At 44.5% G+C, this 19,462-nt stretch carries 17 protein-coding genes, 2 pseudogenes and 1 riboswitch; of the genes and pseudogenes, 14 read left to right on the top strand and 5 right to left on the bottom strand.

Annotation, left to right across the window (positions count from 1 at the left end; genetic code table 11):
• A partial coding sequence (locus ACFQ03_RS17700; protein ID WP_379289802.1) for a dihydrofolate reductase family protein occupies nt 1-367 on the bottom strand: 367 nt, incomplete at its 3' end.
• 288 nt (nt 368-655) lie between these two features.
• On the opposite strand from ACFQ03_RS17700, the pseudogene ACFQ03_RS17695 reads away from it, so the two are divergent.
• Nucleotides 656-1,356 (top strand): annotated as a pseudogene (locus ACFQ03_RS17695) (aspartate/glutamate racemase family protein).
• 229 nt (nt 1,357-1,585) lie between these two features.
• Here ACFQ03_RS17695 and ACFQ03_RS17690 read toward each other — a convergent pair.
• Nucleotides 1,586-2,104: an SRPBCC domain-containing protein gene (locus ACFQ03_RS17690; protein ID WP_379289800.1), complete on the bottom strand. Its 519-nt coding sequence runs from the start codon at nt 2,102-2,104 to the stop codon at nt 1,586-1,588.
• Between the two features lie 25 nt (nt 2,105-2,129).
• Nucleotides 2,130-2,474 carry an ArsR/SmtB family transcription factor gene (locus ACFQ03_RS17685; protein ID WP_379289798.1) on the bottom strand — a complete coding sequence of 115 codons (345 nt, stop codon included), beginning with the start codon at nt 2,472-2,474 and terminating at the stop codon, nt 2,130-2,132.
• An 888-nt stretch (nt 2,475-3,362) separates the two neighbouring features.
• On the opposite strand from ACFQ03_RS17685, the gene ACFQ03_RS17680 reads away from it, so the two are divergent.
• The 10 genes and pseudogenes from ACFQ03_RS17680 to ACFQ03_RS17635 all read left to right on the top strand — a co-directional run bounded on the left by ACFQ03_RS17680 (nt 3,363) and on the right by ACFQ03_RS17635 (nt 13,267).
• On the top strand, nt 3,363-4,244 hold the full coding sequence (locus ACFQ03_RS17680) for a phosphotransferase family protein (protein ID WP_379289796.1): 882 nt from the start codon (nt 3,363-3,365) through the stop codon (nt 4,242-4,244).
• A 174-nt stretch (nt 4,245-4,418) separates the two neighbouring features.
• A riboswitch (ZMP/ZTP riboswitch) is annotated at nt 4,419-4,494 on the top strand.
• A 47-nt stretch (nt 4,495-4,541) separates the two neighbouring features.
• Nucleotides 4,542-4,697, top strand: a complete 156-nt coding sequence (locus ACFQ03_RS17675) for a hypothetical protein (RefSeq protein WP_379289794.1) — start codon at nt 4,542-4,544, stop codon at nt 4,695-4,697.
• Nucleotides 4,698-4,773: 76 nt separating this feature from the next.
• Nucleotides 4,774-5,241 carry a DMP19 family protein gene (locus tag ACFQ03_RS17670; RefSeq protein ID WP_379289792.1) on the top strand — a complete coding sequence of 156 codons (468 nt, stop codon included), beginning with the start codon at nt 4,774-4,776 and terminating at the stop codon, nt 5,239-5,241.
• A gap of 18 nt (nt 5,242-5,259) precedes the next feature.
• Nucleotides 5,260-6,473, top strand: a pseudogene (locus tag ACFQ03_RS17665) (leucine-rich repeat domain-containing protein).
• Between the two features lie 162 nt (nt 6,474-6,635).
• Complete coding sequence (locus ACFQ03_RS17660; protein ID WP_191964404.1) at nt 6,636-7,259, top strand: DUF1796 family putative cysteine peptidase; 624 nt, start codon at nt 6,636-6,638, stop codon at nt 7,257-7,259.
• A gap of 338 nt (nt 7,260-7,597) precedes the next feature.
• On the top strand, nt 7,598-8,053 hold the full coding sequence (locus tag ACFQ03_RS17655) for a DinB family protein (RefSeq protein ID WP_150960440.1): 456 nt from the start codon (nt 7,598-7,600) through the stop codon (nt 8,051-8,053).
• A 248-nt stretch (nt 8,054-8,301) separates the two neighbouring features.
• Nucleotides 8,302-9,237, top strand: coding sequence for a LytTR family transcriptional regulator DNA-binding domain-containing protein (locus tag ACFQ03_RS17650; RefSeq protein WP_379289789.1), 936 nt, complete (start codon nt 8,302-8,304; stop codon nt 9,235-9,237).
• A 138-nt stretch (nt 9,238-9,375) separates the two neighbouring features.
• Complete coding sequence (locus tag ACFQ03_RS17645; protein WP_150960442.1) at nt 9,376-10,221, top strand: ABC transporter ATP-binding protein; 846 nt, start codon at nt 9,376-9,378, stop codon at nt 10,219-10,221.
• Nucleotides 10,218-10,931: an ABC transporter permease gene (locus ACFQ03_RS17640; RefSeq protein WP_144937454.1), complete on the top strand. Its 714-nt coding sequence runs from the start codon at nt 10,218-10,220 to the stop codon at nt 10,929-10,931. The genes ACFQ03_RS17645 and ACFQ03_RS17640 overlap by 4 nt, the downstream gene beginning before the upstream one ends.
• Nucleotides 10,932-10,972: 41 nt before the next feature.
• Nucleotides 10,973-13,267, top strand: coding sequence for a preprotein translocase subunit SecA (locus ACFQ03_RS17635; RefSeq protein ID WP_379289786.1), 2,295 nt, complete (start codon nt 10,973-10,975; stop codon nt 13,265-13,267).
• Between the two features lie 136 nt (nt 13,268-13,403).
• Here ACFQ03_RS17635 and ACFQ03_RS17630 read toward each other — a convergent pair whose 3' ends face one another.
• Nucleotides 13,404-14,507: a site-2 protease family protein gene (locus ACFQ03_RS17630; RefSeq protein WP_379289784.1), complete on the bottom strand. Its 1,104-nt coding sequence runs from the start codon at nt 14,505-14,507 to the stop codon at nt 13,404-13,406.
• Between the two features lie 519 nt (nt 14,508-15,026).
• On the opposite strand from ACFQ03_RS17630, the gene ACFQ03_RS17625 reads away from it, so the two are divergent.
• Nucleotides 15,027-15,797: a sugar phosphate isomerase/epimerase family protein gene (locus tag ACFQ03_RS17625; protein ID WP_379289783.1), complete on the top strand. Its 771-nt coding sequence runs from the start codon at nt 15,027-15,029 to the stop codon at nt 15,795-15,797.
• 62 nt (nt 15,798-15,859) lie between these two features.
• On the opposite strand, the gene ACFQ03_RS17620 is transcribed toward ACFQ03_RS17625, so the two are convergent.
• Entirely contained in the window at nt 15,860-16,456 is a 597-nt protein-coding gene (locus tag ACFQ03_RS17620; RefSeq protein WP_150960447.1) for a TetR/AcrR family transcriptional regulator, read from the bottom strand.
• 320 nt (nt 16,457-16,776) lie between these two features.
• Here ACFQ03_RS17620 and ACFQ03_RS17615 point away from each other — a divergent pair, with 320 nt between their 5' ends.
• Nucleotides 16,777-17,658, top strand: a complete 882-nt coding sequence (locus ACFQ03_RS17615) for an ABC transporter ATP-binding protein (RefSeq protein WP_379289782.1) — start codon at nt 16,777-16,779, stop codon at nt 17,656-17,658.
• 23 nt (nt 17,659-17,681) lie between these two features.
• Nucleotides 17,682-19,295, top strand: coding sequence for an ABC transporter permease (locus ACFQ03_RS17610; protein ID WP_379289781.1), 1,614 nt, complete (start codon nt 17,682-17,684; stop codon nt 19,293-19,295).
• Nucleotides 19,296-19,462: the final 167 nt, after the last annotated feature.

The raw sequence follows: 19,462 nt of genomic DNA, 5'->3' as shown, positions 1-19,462 counted from the left end.
GAAACGACTGATATTGACGCCGATTCGCTCGCTTCTTAATGCTGTAGAACTTTTGACTGTCCAGAATACTATCATTTATGAATATTGCTTTATTATCCGTCCCCTTCTGCGTCCTGGAAAACACATATTTCTCTTTACTATGAACCAATTCCCAAAATTCTCTTTCAGAATCCGCATGTTCAAGTTCCGGAGTAAATTGTCCCCATAAATCATAGCTTTTTCTTCCATATAAAATGGTATCAATTTGATTTAAAAAATGATTAAACCCCATCTCAGAGTCCATAATGCACCAATCAACTTCACCATCTTTTCCTTCGATAAACCCATCTAAAGTAACAGCTAAATCTAAAATTATTTTTCGTTTCATGAATTGTTACTCCTTTCGTTAATCTACCACCCATTATAGACCTCATATATGTCACCTATTGTCATATAAATAAAAGAGAGCTCTCCGTCTGAGCGATTCCCCGAAAAGCAATACAGCATTTCTTCTACGTGGATTCTCATCAATCATTAAAAAAAGTACTTTTCTGTACTGCCATTATTATTTAACCCTTAAAAATATAGACCTCGGCGGCAAGTTTGATCCATCTTAATGCAAACTAGAAATACTTATGCCAAAATAAGATGAAAAAGGATGGGATGTGAGTAGGTAGTGAAGACAATAGGACTTATAGGCGGCATGAGTTGGGAATCATCCTTGCTCTATTACCAAATCATTAATGAAAGGGTAAAAGAAAGGAAAGGCGGACACCACTCAGCAAAAAGTTTGCTGTATTCCGTAGATTTTCAAGAAATCAAGGATCTCCAGCATCAAGGAAATTGGACAGAGGCAACGAAGGTCATGATTGAATCGGCACAAAAACTTGAAGCAGGCGGAGCAGATGTCATAGTCATATGCACGAATACGATGCACAAGATGGCGTTGGAAGTGATGAACTCGGTATCGATTCCTTTACTTCATATTGCAGATGCAACAGCAAATAAAATTATTAGCGATAAAATAAAGAAGGTGGCTTTGTTAGGGACCGCTTTTACTATGGAGCAAGAATTTTATAAAGGTAGACTTATCAACCAGTTTGGACTTGATGTTATTGTTCCGGATGAAGCGGATAGAGTGGTCATTCACGATATCATTTATCACGAACTTTGTCTTGGCATTATAAATGAACATTCAAAGAAAAAATATTTAGACATAATTGACAGTCTTATCCGTAAGGGGGCGGAAGCTGTTATTCTCGGATGTACGGAAATCACAATGCTCATCTCGCAAGAAGACTGCAGTATCCCGATTTATGATACAACACGACTCATGCCGAGGCTGCCGTTGATTTTGCGTTAGGAGACGAGGAGTAAGATGAAAGGTATCCGTTATGGACAGCGAGGAGAACCGTATCATAAGCGATGGCGATCCCCCGGGTCTTGGAGGATGGAGAAGAGCCGTGTGGCGGGTAAGTCAGATGAACTGAATCACTCTATGCTTGACCTGACGAAAACGGCGGAACAGTTTAAAACGGATGACCAGTTCGAAAGGAGCACCTTTCTGCGGTGCTCCTTTTCTACCAATCTATTTATAATGCGAACTTTAATTTTTCTTCAGTGTTTCTACAAGCTCGTTCAAGCGATCCCAGGTTTGAGTAATGCCTTCCAGCAATCCCATGTCGAGAACCGCTTGGAGAGATTCCTCTGAATCGAATACTGAACGACTGACCAATTTTGTTTCTGCTCCCAAATCAATGAATTCCATTGTCACTTCAGGTGCGGGCATAGCTTCATTAATATTGCCATCCTTATCTGAGAAATAATCAGTGTAGACAATTTTCTCTGGCTCCACAATTTCCTTATAAATTGTCTTGTTCCAAGATTCCATACCATACTCTTCCTGATTTTGATCCACACACTTCATGCAGTAATGCCAAACACCGCCTGGTCGAAAATCGATGTTGCAAACAGGCAGTTCCCATCCATGGGTACCCCACCAACGCTTTAAGTATTCTGGTTCTTTGAACAGTTTGAACACAAACTCCCGCGGGGCATCAAACACACGCTCTAACACAAGCACCTTATCATTTTCTACTCTCGAAATCATTTCATGTTTGGACATTGTAATTCCTCCCTATTTTCTGTTGTTAGAATTCTCCCTCATTCTTTAGCTCCTTCAGTAAACGATCCAAATTATCGAATCTTTCCTCCATAATTCCTTGGAATGACTTGATCCATGACTCCAAGGATTGAAAGGGCTCGGGTCTAAGCTTGTAAAATCGACGGTTAGCTTTAGCATGTACCTTCACAATCCCACAATCACTCAGCACTTTTAAATGTTTAGAAGTGTGGGGTTGACTTAGTTTAATCTGGTGGGAAATTTCGCCAACCGTTAAAGGGGATTCCCGCAATAATTCAATGATAGCTAATCGGTTAGGTTCCGCTAATGCCTTGAGGGTTGTGACATCCATTTTTGGGGCTTCTACCGGCATGCGAATCACCTCATTCTTATAAGTCCTCGATCATATAATGCAGAGTATCAGCTCCTTCTCATCAGATAACAACTACTATATGCAATATAACAAAAATGGTATATAACTTTCAAGTAATATTCGAAATTTATTAGGATGGTTTATAACAAACCATTTACTATTTTACAATTTTGCAATTTGCAACGCTTCCCCCTGATGTAAGAAAGACCAATTCTATGATATTTTAATAGGAAGGGTATGGTAAATTTTTTTCGTTCCTTTTAGTAGAATCTGTTAATTCAAGTTTAGCAGTTTCAAAGGATACTATTAAAGAACGGCCTATGAGGAACCAAGAGGTAAGACAAATGACTACCTTGAAAATCTGTCTATTTAACGTCTGCAGGCATCGTTGCAAGCGGAGCGGGCATCTACCTTGAAAATCCGTCTATTTTCACCGCCTGCTGGTGCCGTGCAAACGGAATGATGCTTTCTAACTGTATTTTGTACAGGTAGATTCAAGCGAATGGGCGAAAATGATCAAACTAACTGGATTAACTACAGTTAAAATGGGCAGCTTTGGGCGAAACGGCTGTTTTGGCGCAAACTAGCTGTAGGTTTTCCAGTTAGTTTCCATATTTCTTCCGAATATAGAAATCTAACTGGATGAAATCCATTTAGTTTTCAAATTTCACACTATTGAAGCAATTCAACTCTAATCTACCTTGAAAATCCATCCATTTTCATCATCTGATGGTGCCGCGGTCAGAGGCATGGCGGTCTAAATGAAAATGACCCCTCGATAAAGAGTTTTTGGTACTGGGTCAAAAATATGATATATGTGGATATTGGATTTGATTCGGTATTCAGAGAAACAAATCGGAAGAATCGCTCCAAAACAGGAGGTTACATATGAGTTCTATTCTAAAAGCTATAGAAAAGCTAAAGTTGAACGTCTTGAATGTTGAAGATGTTCCAGAGTCATTTAGTTCTGATGTATACAAACTTACTCTTGCCAGTGGAGAAAACGTTTTTGTAAAAATTCCATTTAACAAGGATAAACTATTCCGTGAATTTCAGATGCTTGAAACATTAAAGGGTGTAATACCTGTTCCTAAGGTATTGGACATTTGGTACGGGGATGAAAGTACTACTGGGGCACTGCTTCTTTCAGCAATTCAAGGTATGCCTTGTACAGGAGACATTGATGAGAAACTTTCTTTTCAAATTGGCGTATATCATGCTATGCTCCATGAGGTTAAAACCCCTGGGTATGGTTACCATGTAACCGATGGTTTTAAGTTACTTGATCAAAATAATTGGAGATTATATATCAAAAGTAATTTTGAAAAGTGGAAAGAGCCATGCAAAGAGATTCTCGACTCAAAATTGTATGAAAGATGTATTCTTCACTTTGATAGAGTTTTCTCTGCTTTACCGGATCCTGACGGACCATGCATTGTTCACATGGATTTTAGACCAGGTAATATATTGGTGAATGGTAACGAGGTTGCTGGCATTATTGATTTCGAGAGTGCCCGTGGCGGATCGTCGGAAATAGATTTTACAAAAGTCAATCGATATATTTGGGAAGTCAATCCGAGAACAAAGAAACCGTTCATTGAAGGTTATCAATCGATTCGACCTATGTTGGCTCTGGAAAGAGTGCTGCCATTTTATGATATTTACGATGCTTTCAGCGCAGTTGTTTGGTGTAAAAACAGAGGAATTGAAAAAAATCAAACGTTCCTTCAGGAAAATATTCTTACTTTAAGGAATTCGGTGGGTTATTGAGTATAGTTGTTTTTCATAAGATAAATAGAAAGTCCAAGGCCAGTTGTTAATGTTGGGAATTTATCCCAAGTTTGATTACAAATATTCGTTTGCCCTAACTATGTTAGGGGAGAACGGGCAGTATACCAAAACATTTGCTTTTGTCTATATACTCAAATTATAATGGAGTAAATATTTGGTATGTGTGGCGTAAACATGGAAAACCATGAGGAAGCACATATTTCATATGCCGTACGCCTGGGCAAAGTATTTGGTCTAAGACCAAATACTTTTATTATTTTGTGGGAGGTTTATGATATGGAACAGGTACGGCAACTAAGAAATGTAGCAATTGTAATTTATGAACAGGTTGAACCTTTGGATTTTGTAGGACCATTTGAAGTATTTATTGCAGGAAGTAACAGGGGGCAAGACTTCAGAGAGGCATTCTTCAGCAGGCGTGCACCCAGTTGAAAAATAATGATGTTAGGGAATCAATCGAAAAAGCGTTGAGCCATTGAATTGAGAGCGTGAGCAAAAGGAGCATCACATGAACTTTATTGACGAAGTTTTGAGCAATATTAGCGTCATGAGCGCGGACGATGTGATACAGTCTATGTTCCGGATTTATGATGAACCGGTTGACCGTGACGCGCTGTCCGCCTATCCGCAATTCATACAGGATATTATTTGGATCATCGACATGGACACCGAGTTGGCGATGAATGGGATTGGCGGTCTGATGGGAAACAGCACCGGGCACTATGCTGACAAAATGATCGACGCGTTGCGCCATATTTCAGCGGATAAAGAAGCTGAAACCCTGACTCAAATATACCAAATCTATCAAAGTGACCTTGACGATGAGAAAATAGACGAGCTGGCCGGCAGTCTATACCTTTATACCGATTTTGATATATGGCCGCTATTGGAGGCTTATGTCGAAGCGGAGAAAGGAAGGCTGCAAGCTCCGCTTGGCGTTGTGTTGGGACACCTATCGCAGAAACGCAGGCGTTAAAAAGAAAGGATGATAGAAATGTCAAATAATGACCAAGCCCGTCCCCCCGCTGGTTCTATTAAGGAAGCAGGCCGATTTCCTATCGACCTGACAGGCCCTCGCAGCCATACGCTTGTCATTGAGCCTGGCGTGGGCAGCCTCTACATTGGACCGTCACAATTGGGCAAGAAGGCGAACCTCCACGTCGAGCCTGACACGCCTATCGATTGGACGGTATTTGAGGTCTTTGCCACACCGGACGGCTCGCCTTGGCCGCGATTTCTGTACTACACAGGCAGCGACGTCGGCTTCCTCGACTGGGCCCGTGAACGCCCCATTGAAGAAATGACGTGGGTACCGGTTCTGTCTGCAGATACAGTAGCGGACGCCAGCCAATCCAAATTGCATGGCTTGCATATCAAGCTGGACCCATCCGAAAACCGGCTGCATCTAAAGCTTCCAAAGCACCTCGATTATTCTCGCCTGAGTGTGTCCGGCGATCTGTCATGCTTCTCGGCCGAAGGCGATATGCCATACTCTCTGACACTTGCGCCGCGCACCAGCCGGCGCGATAACGGAGTTCCCTTCCTGCTGCCCGACCTGGGTGAGCTGCATCAGGTTACCAACCTGACGCTCCAGAACGAACCGCTGGCACAGCCTATCTCGCTGGAGTGTCTAAGCCGGTTCCCAAATCTTACGTCACTGAGTTTGTGGGGAAACTTCTGCGACTTGGATCTGTTGGCTGGCCATACCCGGCTAACACATCTGGAGCTGCGCTTCATGCCTGATCTGGGTGACTTGCCGCCCTTGGATGCATGGCCGCTCCTTGACAGATTTATCGCCTACAATGTGGAGGAGATCACGGGCAAGCGCCTGCGGCAGCAAATGAAAGCACGGGCCAAGACCCGTCCGTGGTCTGACTATGCTTCAGTGAGCCAACTTCGAAAGCCTGAGTGGTGGACGACCGAGTTTGGCCGCCCGTTTTCATCCTGGCCTAAACTCTGGCCAAGCTGGCTAACGAAGCCTATGATGCTGCACAGGCAGCCTTGGCCCAGGCTCGCAGCCTTGCCGAGGCTGAGGCAGCCATCACCGCCTTCACCGTGCGCTTCAATACGGTCAAAGGCATCGAAACTGCCGAGCGGGAAGACCTGGGTGAAGCAGTATGGCAACTAAGCCAGTCTGACCACTTGATCGGCCAGCCTATACCGGAGGAGATGGCTCAACGCTGGTTCGACGCAGCACGCGATTACTGAATGAAGTGAAAATAAGTGCTCCAATTAACCGCTTGTGGGACGAGGAAAGTTCTCTTTAAGGTGAATTGCTAAAAACCATACACATCCACCCGGCCGTAATAACATCATTCTTCATACGATAGTGAGTAAGATTTCCGTAAAAACACCATGGAGGGAGTCAAATTGAAGTGGAATGATTGTACGGGTGACTACACGGCATACATTAGTCTAGGTTCAACGTGTCAAACCGCTTATCAGCTAAAAAGACTGGGTTTACGGAAATTTTCAGGCCCGTTAGACTGGTTTATCTCGTTTAGGGCTCATGATGTGGCTCGGTTGCTCCGAAATCGCTTTGACGGATTTATGGAATTAAAGCAACTTCGACTTTCCGGTAGGGATCTGGATTGTTACGTCGTTACAGATGACAAGTATGACATCGTTTCTTATCACGATTTTCCGTTAAGCTTGCCGATTTACCGATGGACGGATGCTTACCCTGCATTTAAACGTAAAATTGATCGGCGTATAAACAGATTTTTAACGGCAGCAAAGAGCAAGCCAATCTGCTTGGTCAGAACCCAAACGTCAAAGCCGGAAGCGGAGAAGCTTTATGCATCACTTAATAAGATCATGCCCGGTAAATTTCGTCTTTTAATTGTGAACAACATGGGTTATTTACACGAGATAAGGCACGAGGATTGGGGATTGCATGGTGTTTGCTCCATATCGGTACCTAAAGGAATGGATTGGAGAGGATCTGACCAAGCATGGGACCAAATCATGAAGGGATTTAAGCTGAAACCTTAAAAAGGGAAACAATGACTTTCACTTTTTCATTTCCTACTTGCTTTCGCTATGATCATCACTACGGAATTGGTCCCTGCTATACACTTACAAGGTTTGACCACTATCCACAGTAATGATCTGACATGGTATAATTCAAAATGGAATCCAAATATCCTACAATAAATGGAAAACGGCTGCAACATAGTACCATAACGGTATCACTCAATTTATTCACCTTCTGGTGGTGCGCCCCCCATGTAGAAACAACCGAATGGGAGTTTCTTGAAAATGTCGAGGTAGCGTTAGGAGTACCTTCAGTAGGTTCAAGTAATCGATGAGACGAAGAGGGGGAAAACGAAATGAAGACGATCAAGTGCATGATGGACCACTTGTACTGGGCGGACGAACGCATCTTGGACGCGCTCGAGGAGAGTGAGACGAAGAACAAGGACCTTCTGAAGCTGATTCGGCACGTCGCGGTCGCGGAACGAGTCTGGCTGTCCCGATTGCAAGGCAAGGGCAGCGCGCAGTATTCTTTGTGGGAGGAAGCGGAAGACCTGAAGGCGATCCGGACGATGTTCGAAGAAAACGCCGAGCAATATCGCGTCTATATCGAAGGACTCGAGGAATCCCAGTTGGACGAGATGATCGACTATGTGAACCAGAGCGGGGTTCCGTTCCGAACGTCCGTCCGGGACATCCTGTTGCAGGTCCTCTTACATGGGCAATATCACCGGGGACAGATCAACCGGGCACTTCGGATCGAATCGGCAGAGCCTGCCCAAGTCGATTACATCACGTTCACGAGACTCTAACAGGGCCTAATAATCTCCATTACTCGGAACGGGATTGGCATTGAACTAACAGGGACAATAATTAAATCAACGATAATCAAGCTGCCGATTGCTTCGGTGGCTTTCTGTGCATGTTATGAAGGCTTGGTCAGTACTTATATGGCTTAGAGAAGACATGCCGGTACATTTTTCAATAGAAACTGACAAAAAAATACCCCAACATTATAATTGTTATATATACCTACAGCGGCACTGACCGGAGGGACGGCATGCAATTCGAACCAATCTATGATAATGGGAAATTACTCCTACCGAAGATCGAATTAAATATGACTTCAAATCAATCGATTGGGATTATAACGGACTTGAAGCGAAAGCAGCTTTTAATGAATCAATTAAAGGATCGTTCCCAATATTATTTATTTCGAGCTCAGCAAAGCGAGTATATGCGTTTAACGGTGGAAGAGCTGATCGCTTTTCTAATCAAAGTAACGGAGCGGAATGAGCGCGTCGCTCTGTTAATCGATTATTTTGCTTTAAAAGAAGAACGAAAGGTAAAAATCAAGGATCTAAGCTCATCGAAAAGGACGTATGTGACTTTGCTGCGTGTCTTTTTTGCGCATCAGCCGATACTTGTACTGGAGGAGCCCTATTTTTACTTGGAAGAAGAAGAGCGTTGTCATTTTAAACGGATTTTAGATGACCTTTCGAAGGAGAAGCAGATTTTAATTCTAACTTCGAATTTAGAGGATGCCATGATTTCCTGTGATGCCATTTATCGATTGAACGAAATCGGATTTCATCCACTGGATATTCGGGACTCGGAAGAGGATAAGCTGGAAGTGCAGGAACAAGATCGGGCCAATATCACCTTGCAGAAGATTTATACGAAAAGAAATGACAAAGTGATTTTATTTGATCCGCCTGAAGTCGATTATATAGAGAGTATGGATGGTTCGATCCTTGTTCATGTGGGTGGCGAAAATTATGTCTGTGCTTTGACGCTAACCGAGCTCGAGCAAAAATTGTTAAATTTCGGATTTTTTAGGTGTCATCGATCCTACATCGTTAACTTGCAAAAAGTAAGAGAGATTATTACATGGACGAAGAATAGCTACAGCTTGCGATTAAATACAGGTAAAGATGCCGTGGTTCCGTTATCTCGTTCAAAATTGCATGAATTAAAAACCCTTCTTAACATTTAATTTCCGGGGTAATATCAAACCAATCAAGCATTCCATGGTACCATTCAGGCGATAATAGCTACATTTCGGCGGGTTTTGATGGCTGGAAGCATGCAATCTTTATATGCTTAAGGCATCAACTCTAAGGAAGTGGTGTTCATGGATGTTATCGAAGTAGAACATATTCGAAAGAGATTTGGAAATAAGGATGCGTTATCAGACGTGTCCTTTTCCATTCCGAAAGGGGAAATTTTCGGTTTCCTGGGTCCGAGTGGTTCGGGAAAAACGACATTAATTAAAATCTTAACGGCTCAATTAAATCCGACAAGCGGACAGGCAAGAGTATTTAACCAGCCGGCGGAGATGATGCAGCAGTCTGCACAGAAGATGCGCTTCGGCATTTTGACGGATAACAGCGGTCTATATGAGAGATTGACGATTGAGGAAAATCTGGAGCTGTATCGCCAACTATATGATCTTCCTAAATCTTCGATCGATAAGGTACTGCAGTTTGTTAACTTAAGCGGGGAGGGCAAAAAGAAAGTCAATCGCTTATCAAAAGGGATGCGTCAGCGTGTCGTGTTGGCATGCGCGGTTATCCATGAGCCGGAATTATTATTTTTGGATGAACCTACTTCGGCTTTAGATCCAGTAAACTCGGCACATATTTATAAAGGCTTACGTCGCTTAAATGAGAGAGGGACAACGATCTTTCTAACTACGCATGATATGGCTGAGGCCGAATTGATATGTAACCGTGTAGCGATTTTGTATCAAGGACAAATCCAAACCATCGGCTCACCCAAGGAACTTAAAAAACAGCATCGGGAAAACGTAGTTTGTGTTGAATTAATCAATGGGGAAGCCTACGAGCTCCCGATCGATGAAGGGACGGCCGATCAAATAGCCGATTGGATGAAACGAGGATTCATTGATCGATTAGAAACGAAAGAGCCAAGTCTGGGTGATATCTTTATTAAAATGACAGGAAGTGAGTTACTATGAGTATCTCATTAAAACGTGCTCAAGCGATATTTGTGAAGGATTACAAAGAGTTTTCACGCAATTATGCGATTTCTATTATGCTGATTTTCCCAATTGTCCTCGCATTTCTCCTCCGTGGTGCAGGCCCGTCTCTGCCCGGAGCTCTCGGTTATGTTCTAAATTTTTCGTTTGTGATACTGACGAGTTTTGCACAAGCATGCCTGATTGCGGAAGAAAAGGAGCGTAACACCTTACGATCATTAATGATGACTCCGGCCACAACCATGGATGTTCTAATCGGTAAAAGTGCTTTAGTCTTTGCCATGTCTGCTGTAGTTCTGGGTATTGCCACGTATATAATGGGCTATGTACCAGCTAGTATATGGGCGCTTGTGGCTGCAATTATTCTTTCGATTATTCTATACACAGCTGCCGGCACGATATGCGGTTTATTCTCCAAGACGTTACTTGATGCGTCTTTATCTATAATTCCCGTATCGATCGTATTCACTGGGGCGCCATATGGAGGAATGTTACTGGCGGATGATTATCCGATTTTCAAAGTGCTGGAATATGCACCAAGTATTCAACTTGTGTATTTGCTAAATATAAGCAATACAGACTTTACGACGGGAGATTTATTAAAACCCCTCCTCATTATTTTGGCATGGACGGTTGTATTGACGATCGTATCGGTTGCTTTGTATCAACGGCGGTTAAAGGATGAGTAGGATAGAATCGCGTATTTCTACGGAGGAGGGATCATTTTCCGATGAATTTAGCCGTCAAGTTGATGCGGAAATTCAAAGACCGCGAAACCCGGCATAAGCTGCAAGGCTATCGGGACAAAGCGGAGCTTATCAGGAAACGGAATTTGGAAACTTGGGACGAAAAGCAGTTCCAAGCGGAATCTCTCCGGCTGAAAAAGGAAGCAAAATCGGGTACGCTTTTGGACGAGCTGCTTGTCGATGCCTATGCGCTAGTTTGTGAGGCAGCCAAGAGAACACTCGGGTTACATCCCTACGATGTTCAGATCATGGCGGCCATCGCTCTGCACGAGGGATTTGTGATCGAGCAGCATACCGGCGAAGGAAAAACGCTCTCTGCTGTTATGCCTGCTTATCTGAATGCGCTAACCGGCGAAGGCGTTCATGTTCTGACTTTCAACGATTATTTGGCACATCGAGATGTGGAGTGGATGGGCCCGATCTATCGTTTCCTCGGATTAACGGTAAAATCGGTTCAAGCGGGCATGAGCTTGTCCGAGAAACGGGAAGCGTATGCCGCAGATATAACCTATGTTACGGCCAAAGAGGCGGGATTCGATTATTTGCGCGACACGATTGCGCTGGACGAAGCCGATACCGTGCATCGTCCTTTCCACTACGTCATCGTCGATGAAGCAGATTCACTGCTTCTTGACGAAGCGCGGGTGCCGCTAGTCATCGCCGGCGAGCCGGGCTCTTCCAAGAGCGACGGCATTCGTTTCGCAGAAGTGGCCAGGCAGCTCGAGCAAGGTGAGCACTACGAGTTCGACGAGTTCAAGCGCAATGTTTATTTGAATGAAGCGGGCACTGCGAAAGCGGAATCGCTGCTGGGATGCGGCAATTTGTACGAAAGCCATAATAGTCATTTGTTATCGTCGTTAAATTGCGCGCTGCATGCGGAATCGTTATTGAAAAAAGACGTCGATTACATCGTCCGAGACGGTAAAATCGAGCTGATCGACGAGTATACCGGCCGAGTGGCGGAGAACAGGCATTTGCCGGACGGGCTGCAAGCCGCACTTGCGGCCAAAGAAGGACTGCAGTCTGTAGCCGGCGGGAAAATTCTCGGTACGATCACCCTTCAACACTTCCTTAGCCTATATCCGAAGATTTGCGGAATGACAGCTACCGCGCAAGCTTCCGCAATGGAATTCGAAGATATTTATGCGCTGCAGGTCGTGCAAATTCCGCCGAACCGGCCAAACATACGAATTGACCATCCGCACCGGATTTATACCCATAAAGAAGCCAAGCTTAAGGCGCTTGTACAAGAAGTATCGTCCGTTCATGCGACGGGACGCCCGATTCTCATTGGTACGTCAAGCGTCGGGGAGTCTGACATGCTGGCGGAGGCGCTAGCGGCAGCGGGCGTACCGTGCCATGTTCTGAATGCGAAAAACGATGCAAAAGAAGCCGAGATCATCGCCAAAGCGGGAGAAATCGGCGCCGTGACGGTATCTACGAATATGGCCGGACGCGGCGTCGACATTCGGCTCGGCGGCGGCAACCCCACGCAGGCGGAAGTTGTCGCCAAGCTGGGCGGGTTGTACGTGATTGGTACGCATGTGCACGAAAGCGTGCGGATCGACAACCAACTGCGCGGGCGTTCTGGCCGCCAAGGAGACCCGGGAGCTTCCGTATTTTTCGTAAGCTTGGAGGACGAGTTGATGCAAAGGTTCGGCATCGATAAAGTGATTCCGCCCGCTTATCGCGATCTCAGACAGGATGAGGCTCTCGAAGAGTCGGTGCTCTACAGTAAAATTGAGTATATTCAGCGCGTTATGATGGGCCAAAACTTCCATATCCGCCAGGAACTGAACCGTTATTCGGATATGGTGGAGGAACAGCGGCGAATTCTATACGCGCAGCGGCTCGAAATTTTGACAGGCGAGACGCCGATGAGCCCTTCGGAGCAGCGGGTACGGCTTTATTATATCGACAAGTTCTGGGCTGACCATCTAGAAGACGTATCTTACATTCGCGAAAGCATCCATTTGACAAGCCTTGTTAACCGCAATCCGATCGACGAATTTCATGCGCAAATCATTCAAGCCTACGAGCAAATTCCGGCTAAAATCAATCGTGAGTCGACGAATATGCTCGCAAAGCTCGGAGGTTCGAATGATCCGGCGCAGTGGGAAAAGTTCGGGCTGAAGATCCCAACTTCCACTTGGACTTATATTATCAACGATCAATACATGGAATACTTGCAGAATCGCAGTTCATGGACTGCAGGGACGATCATCGCTTATTGGATTCGCAAAATGATGAGGCCGGTATTCGGATGGTCCAAATTTTGATCGGGACGAATACGAGCGAGTGCTTCGGTAAACTCCACGTTGCAGAGCTTGCGGATTGGACGCTTCGGTTATGACAGCATTTATGAATGCGCCCCCCGACCTGCTGCAAGCCGACAAGCCGGGCAAATAATTGTTGCTACCGGCTTGCCGCATAATTGCGAACAACTTGAATATATTTGTCCAACACCGCGGCATCCGCTGCTTTTCCAAGCAGATATGGTTTGTTTGCGAGGATATCGTTCTTGGCGTGCTGCAATACAGCGATCGCTTGCTCTACATTACCCTTGCGGCAATAACGAAGCGCTTTGATTTTGGTCGTGAGAATGTTCAGCATGGCAGGATGGCGAACTGTAATTTTCTCCGGCACGGTCCCGATATCTCCACCTGTCGCCAGCTTGGCAAACGAGTAGGATAGAAGAAGCTCCTCTTTCATTGCACCTGTTAAACGGTCTTGCTCGATCCATGGCCGCAGCAGTTGAACGGTTCTGTGAAACCTTTCATTCATCGTCTGCCATGCAGCGACGAAATAGAGCAAATTCATGATCATGTCGAGTTCATAACGATCATTGCACTGAAGCCATGCTTCATTCTGCAACTCCTCCTCCAGCTCGATGACATTCCCCTGCGGAAGGCCATCAAGCTCCTCCTTATCCGACGCAAACGCATACTCGTATGAGAGCTTAAACAAAGCATAAAACAGTCTGCCGGAACGGCCATTTCGCCGCAGCAATCGAATGCCAAGCCCATCGCTATAAGCTCCGCCCTCCGCCTTCAAGGGAACAATCGCCACAAGGCCAAAAGCAAAATGAAACAACACAAGCAATAGCCACAGCATACCGCCAGCGGTTGCATACAAAACGCCACCAATCAGCACGATCACCAGATTAACCAGGCTTCCGCCTGCCAAATACCAGACGAGCCTATGGCGATCCGTTTCATAATCACTAAACTTCACCTGCATAGCGCACTGTCCCCAGTTGCTTGAATTCGTATTCAAAGCTATGGTCAGCTTGCCCTTTTCCTTAGTGAGATGCACCGGACCGATAATCAAAAAGCGAAACGAATATCCGAGCCATCGACCGACAACAAAATGCCCCAGCTCATGGATCAACAGAGCCGAATAAAGCATAAGAAATAACGTCAACAGAATTAATATGTACTTCCCCCATCCGCCAAGAAGCGTGAGGGCTCCCAAAAATAGAATGCCTGTCACCGCAATCATTATTCCATTCCGCTTCATGCGAGCAGCCTCTCTCCCTTGCGAATACTTCCCTTTTCTATACGGATAGATGACTAGGTTGGTGCCGCTTTTTACCAAATCATCAATATAAGAAAGCCATGTTTGCCCTGATTTGCCCGGATATGATCTGATATTATTCCTAGTGGTATGTCTAATAGAGAGTTGAGATATATGATATCGAATTTGTTTCATGCAAAGCGCTCGTGATGTACAGTACAAAGTATCTGTCTGTACAGGGGCATTGCTTCTAGCAGCCGCAGGATTCTTAAATGATAGAAATGGCGACAACGAACCCGTCTGCAATACGAAACTCCAATGTTCTAAAAATGTATGTCAGGCATCCATCAATGGGGGAGAGAATTCATGAAAGGTCGTAAATAAATGATCTTACAGAGTTTTCCTGATGTATTAAAGTAAACAATAAGCTGCTAGATTATATATTTTATAGAAATTTTGTTGGGATGAACTCTGTGAATTATATAAAAGCTATGACGGAAAATGTAAGAAAGGAAGAGGCTTATGATTACCATCTATGATTGGTTTGGCTATGAATTGCCGATCAAAGAACGTTATCAGTTAATAAAAGAGGCCGGATTTGATGGCGTTTTATTATGGTGGAGTGAAGACTTTAATCGGAACGATTACCGCAGCGGGCCGCAGATTGCGCGAGAAGCGGGGCTTTTTATAGAAAATATCCACACGCCTATCAAAAACCAAAACAGCCTCTGGCTGGACAACCTGGAAGGCGAAGCCTTAACCGATTGTTATTTGCAATGTGTTGCAGATTGCGCCGAATTTGAGATTCCAACCATGGTGGTGCACCTGCCCAAAGAAGACAATCCATGTAACACATTGGGACTGGATAGAATCAAGAGAATCACTGAAAAAGCTGAACAGCTTGGTGTCAATGTTGCACTGGAGAATTTACGGAATCTTGCCAATTTGGCATATGTGCTGGAGCAAGTGGATTCCCAGCGTATCGGATTCTGTTATGACTGCGGACATCACTACCGCCACTATCCAGGAGTTGATGTATTATCCATGTACGGTTCCCGGCTGATGGCACTACATTTACATGATAATAACGGAAGTCGTGCTGAGCACGGGTTACCCTTTGACGGCACGATCGATTGGTCTGCAACCATGAAAAAAATTGCGGAAACGGGTTATTCAGGCGCGACCGCAATAGAGCCCATGAATTGGGATTATGAGAATTTATCACCTAAAGATTTTTTACATAAAGCGTTTGAGCGAGCAAAAAGGCTGGAAGCATTAAAAGACGCGAAATAACTGGCCGCCAATCCACAGTGACATCGTTAGATTGGCGGTTTGTCTGTTGGACGTGCGTTTATTTACTTACTTGGTGCAACACCTTTAATCAGCAATTCCGTCCAGTGAGCGGTATAAGGAAGAATTCTCGGGTAGATATGCGGGCTGGAGATCCCTTCAAGCAGGGCCTGGAAATAAATCAGAAGAAACTCGTCCGAATATTTCAGATCAACCTTGCCTTCTTTACGCCCGCGGTGAAACAAATCCAACATAAGACTGTAGCTTTCCTTGACGTATTGCTGCATCATCAATGATAATCCGTCATCGTCCTTCTTCGTAAAATAATCCATTAAATCCAAATAAAACTGTTTGTTGATTTTTTCCAGATAATTAATTTTGTTCTGGCTCATGGCAATAAACGTTTCTTCGAAAGGTTTATTTTCGGCCATGATTTCTCGGGCGCTTTCCCCCATTTGAGTCAAAAAATACTTAAACACCTCATGGAACAAGTTTTCTTTACTCCCAAAATACTTAAAAATCGTCGTTTTACCGACATTGGAATGTCTAGCAATCTCATCTACCGTTACATTTTCGATGCCGGCATCGGTATTCATCAAGTTAAACGTTGCTTCTAGAACTTGATTTTTCTTCTCCTGTGTCCTCTTTTCAAAACCATTCATTCCTTATTCCTGCTTTCTAACTATTATGACTAAAAATTTTTAATGAGGATTTAGTTCATATTTTCCCTTCCTATTTATTATATAGCGAAATTATGAATTATCAAACACGTAGGAGTTCTAAACTTATATTTTTTTGCATTGACTATGCAGATAATCGGGTGTATAACTGAAATTGTAAATGAACTTTGGTTTAAAACAAAGCAAATAATCCAAATATATGAACTAATTATCAATTATTAGTTCACTATTTATCAGGATTAAGCTTTGCTTTAAACTGGAAAGCACGTTACTAAAACTGGTTAAGAAGGAGTTTTAGTGCTATGACAAACATTATAAAAGTGCAAGGCTTGCAGAAAAGCTTCGGGAAATTCAAAGCGTTGCAAGACGTGTCATTTACGGTAAATACCGGGGAAGTTGTCGGATTTATCGGGCCGAACGGCGCGGGGAAATCCACAACGATTCGCACGCTGCTCGGAATCATCCATCGGGATGCCGGGGATGCGAAAATCTTCGGCAAGGATGTATGGAAGGACAGCCTTGAGATTCATAAGCGAATTTCTTATGTTCCTGGAGACGTGGCTTTTTGGGGCAGCTTAACAGGCGGCGAAATCATTGATTTATTTATGAAATTGCATGGTGGCGGAGACAAAAATAAACGCGACTATTTGATTAAACGGTTTGAATTGGATCCTAAGAAAAAAGCCAAAGGCTATTCCAAAGGAAATCGGCAAAAAGTCGGCTTGATCGCGGCTTTATCCGTTGACTCCGATTTGTATATTTTTGACGAACCGACCTCCGGCCTTGATCCGTTGATGGAAGCTGTCTTCCAGGATGAGGTCGAAAAAATCAAGCTTGCGGGAAAAGCCATCTTGCTGTCCTCTCATATTTTGAGTGAAGTGGAACGACTGGCCGATAAAGTGGTTATCATTCGCCAAGGCAGAGTGGTTGAAACCGGGACATTGGATGAGTTGCGTCACCTAACCCGTTCTACAGTAACTATGGTAACGCAAGGCGATGTGGCCAAGATGGCATCCGTTAATGGTGTCCATGATTTCAAGCAATCCGGCAATCAAGCGACATTCTCCGCGGATAACGAATTTATCAATGATATTTTGTCCGAAGCGGCAAAATTGGGCGTCAAGAAGTTTGAGTCCGTGCCGCCAACGTTGGAAGACTTATTCATGCGTCATTATGAAGTCTAAGAGCGGAAACGGAGGTGATTAGGATGCAAGAAAAATTTGCACGTTCGCGTGTACTATTCGTCCAATATCTGAAGCGTGATTGGAAAAAAATCATCATCTGGGTTTTGGGTTTGGGCTTGTTTTCGGCCGCTTTTGTTCCGGCTTTTGAAGAAATCGGCAAGGGGCAAGGTTTGCAGGGAATGTATGAAACCTTACAGAACCCTGCCATGATTTCCATGGTTGGTCCTACACCGATTGCGACCGCAGGGGATTATACGTTGGGTGCGATGTATGCGCACGAAATGTTGTTATTCTGCGGTTTGTTTGCGATGATAATCGCTGCTTTGCATGTCGTAAGCCATACTCGCAAAGAAGAAGATCTTGGGCTTACTGAACTCGTCCGATCCTTTCAAGTAGGCCGTCAAGCCAATTCGCTTGCAGTGATTGCCGAAGTCGTCATGATCAATATTTTATTAGCGCTCGTTATTGGCGGCATTATGACTAGCTATGGCGTAGATACGATTTCGGTCGAAGGATCGTTTTTGTTTGGCGCATCCATCGGGATGGCCGGAATCTTGGGAGCCGTGATCGCATTAGTCATGGCGCAGATTATGCCAACATCATCCGGTGCAACGGGTTCATCACTGGGGATCGTTGGATTACTTTATATTTTTCGCGCCGGTACGGATGTGTCGAATGTTGATTTCTCCATGATCAATCCGATGGGTTGGACTTATCTGACTTATCCATTTACGGAAAACAATTGGGTCCCGCTGATTTTGGCTATAGTCTTCAGCGTCATTGTCGTGACCATTGCTTTTGCCCTTGAAGGTGGTCGGGATATGGGTGCCGGCTATTTGCCTGAAAGAGAAGGCCCGGAGTCGGCGAAGAAATCCTTGCTATCCGTACCTGGTCTGTTTACCAAGCTGAACAAAGGCGTAATGATCAGCTGGATGGTTGCTTTCGTCATCATGGGAGCAGCCTACGGTTCGATTTATGGAGATATGCAATCTTTCCTTGAAAGCAATGAAATCATGAGTCAAATGTTTACGATATCCGGCGTTTCCATCGAAGAAGCCTTCACCGGTACCATTATGATGGTTATGATCGGATTGGTATCCATTTTGCCGATTGCGATCGTTAACAAACTATTCTCGGAAGAAACGCGGCTGCATTTAAGCCAGCTTTATGCTACAAAGGTGACACGGGCGCAGCTCTATTGGACGAGTGTCATTTTGGCCATCGTTGCCGGAATCGTTGGCATTTTGCTCGCTACAAGCGGACTTGGCGGGACGGCCATTTCTGCCATGGGTGACGGCTCGCCCATCCATATGGGGGACTTTTTTGCCGCCGGCTATAACTTCCTGCCTTCCGTATTGTTCTTTACCGGACTTGCCGCCTTGGCTTTAGGCTGGGCACCTAAATTAGGTAAAACGGTTTATGTTTACCTTGGCTATTCTTTTGTCTTAAACTATTTTGGCGGAATTTTGGACTTACCGGAATGGTTTTCGAAAACAGCCGTTCAAAGTTGGATTCCTCGGATACCGGTAGATCCATTTGATGCAGCAACCTTTATTACGATGACAGTGATTAGTATCGCCATGATGGTTACTGGCTATATTGGATATCGCAAACGAGATATGGTTGAAGGAGCTTAGCAACCCGTTACCTATCGCAGCAGCATACTAGTTGAATCTGAAATGATTGGAGCCCTGGGAAAGCAAGGGCTCTGAATTTATGGCCATCCTACATCAGATGGCCTTTAAATTTGCCGTTACGATGCATAATTGTTGTTCGAAAGTAAGTAATGGATTCCGCAAAAAAG

Source organism: Paenibacillus residui (assembly GCF_042677205.1).
Classification (GTDB): domain Bacteria; phylum Bacillota; class Bacilli; order Paenibacillales; family NBRC-103111; genus Paenibacillus_L; species Paenibacillus_L residui.
This window is presented reverse-complemented; position numbering and strand designations above follow the sequence as displayed.

What these genes read in the sequence shown, in the direction of transcription:
- ACFQ03_RS17685 (WP_379289798.1), bottom strand. Translation starts at nt 2,474, where the DNA reads ATGCCGGTAGAAGCCCCAAAAATGGATGTCACAACCCTCAAGGCATTA.
- ACFQ03_RS17625 (WP_379289783.1), top strand. Translation starts at nt 15,027, where the DNA reads ATGATTACCATCTATGATTGGTTTGGCTATGAATTGCCGATCAAAGAA.
- ACFQ03_RS17635 (WP_379289786.1), top strand. Translation starts at nt 10,973, where the DNA reads ATGAATTTAGCCGTCAAGTTGATGCGGAAATTCAAAGACCGCGAAACC.
- ACFQ03_RS17670 (WP_379289792.1), top strand. Translation starts at nt 4,774, where the DNA reads ATGAACTTTATTGACGAAGTTTTGAGCAATATTAGCGTCATGAGCGCG.
- ACFQ03_RS17610 (WP_379289781.1), top strand. Translation starts at nt 17,682, where the DNA reads ATGCAAGAAAAATTTGCACGTTCGCGTGTACTATTCGTCCAATATCTG.
- ACFQ03_RS17690 (WP_379289800.1), bottom strand. Translation starts at nt 2,104, where the DNA reads ATGTCCAAACATGAAATGATTTCGAGAGTAGAAAATGATAAGGTGCTT.
- ACFQ03_RS17640 (WP_144937454.1), top strand. Translation starts at nt 10,218, where the DNA reads ATGAGTATCTCATTAAAACGTGCTCAAGCGATATTTGTGAAGGATTAC.
- ACFQ03_RS17655 (WP_150960440.1), top strand. Translation starts at nt 7,598, where the DNA reads ATGAAGACGATCAAGTGCATGATGGACCACTTGTACTGGGCGGACGAA.
- ACFQ03_RS17650 (WP_379289789.1), top strand. Translation starts at nt 8,302, where the DNA reads ATGCAATTCGAACCAATCTATGATAATGGGAAATTACTCCTACCGAAG.
- ACFQ03_RS17680 (WP_379289796.1), top strand. Translation starts at nt 3,363, where the DNA reads ATGAGTTCTATTCTAAAAGCTATAGAAAAGCTAAAGTTGAACGTCTTG.
- ACFQ03_RS17615 (WP_379289782.1), top strand. Translation starts at nt 16,777, where the DNA reads ATGACAAACATTATAAAAGTGCAAGGCTTGCAGAAAAGCTTCGGGAAA.
- ACFQ03_RS17630 (WP_379289784.1), bottom strand. Translation starts at nt 14,507, where the DNA reads ATGAAGCGGAATGGAATAATGATTGCGGTGACAGGCATTCTATTTTTG.
- ACFQ03_RS17645 (WP_150960442.1), top strand. Translation starts at nt 9,376, where the DNA reads ATGGATGTTATCGAAGTAGAACATATTCGAAAGAGATTTGGAAATAAG.
- ACFQ03_RS17675 (WP_379289794.1), top strand. Translation starts at nt 4,542, where the DNA reads ATGGAACAGGTACGGCAACTAAGAAATGTAGCAATTGTAATTTATGAA.
- ACFQ03_RS17620 (WP_150960447.1), bottom strand. Translation starts at nt 16,456, where the DNA reads ATGAATGGTTTTGAAAAGAGGACACAGGAGAAGAAAAATCAAGTTCTA.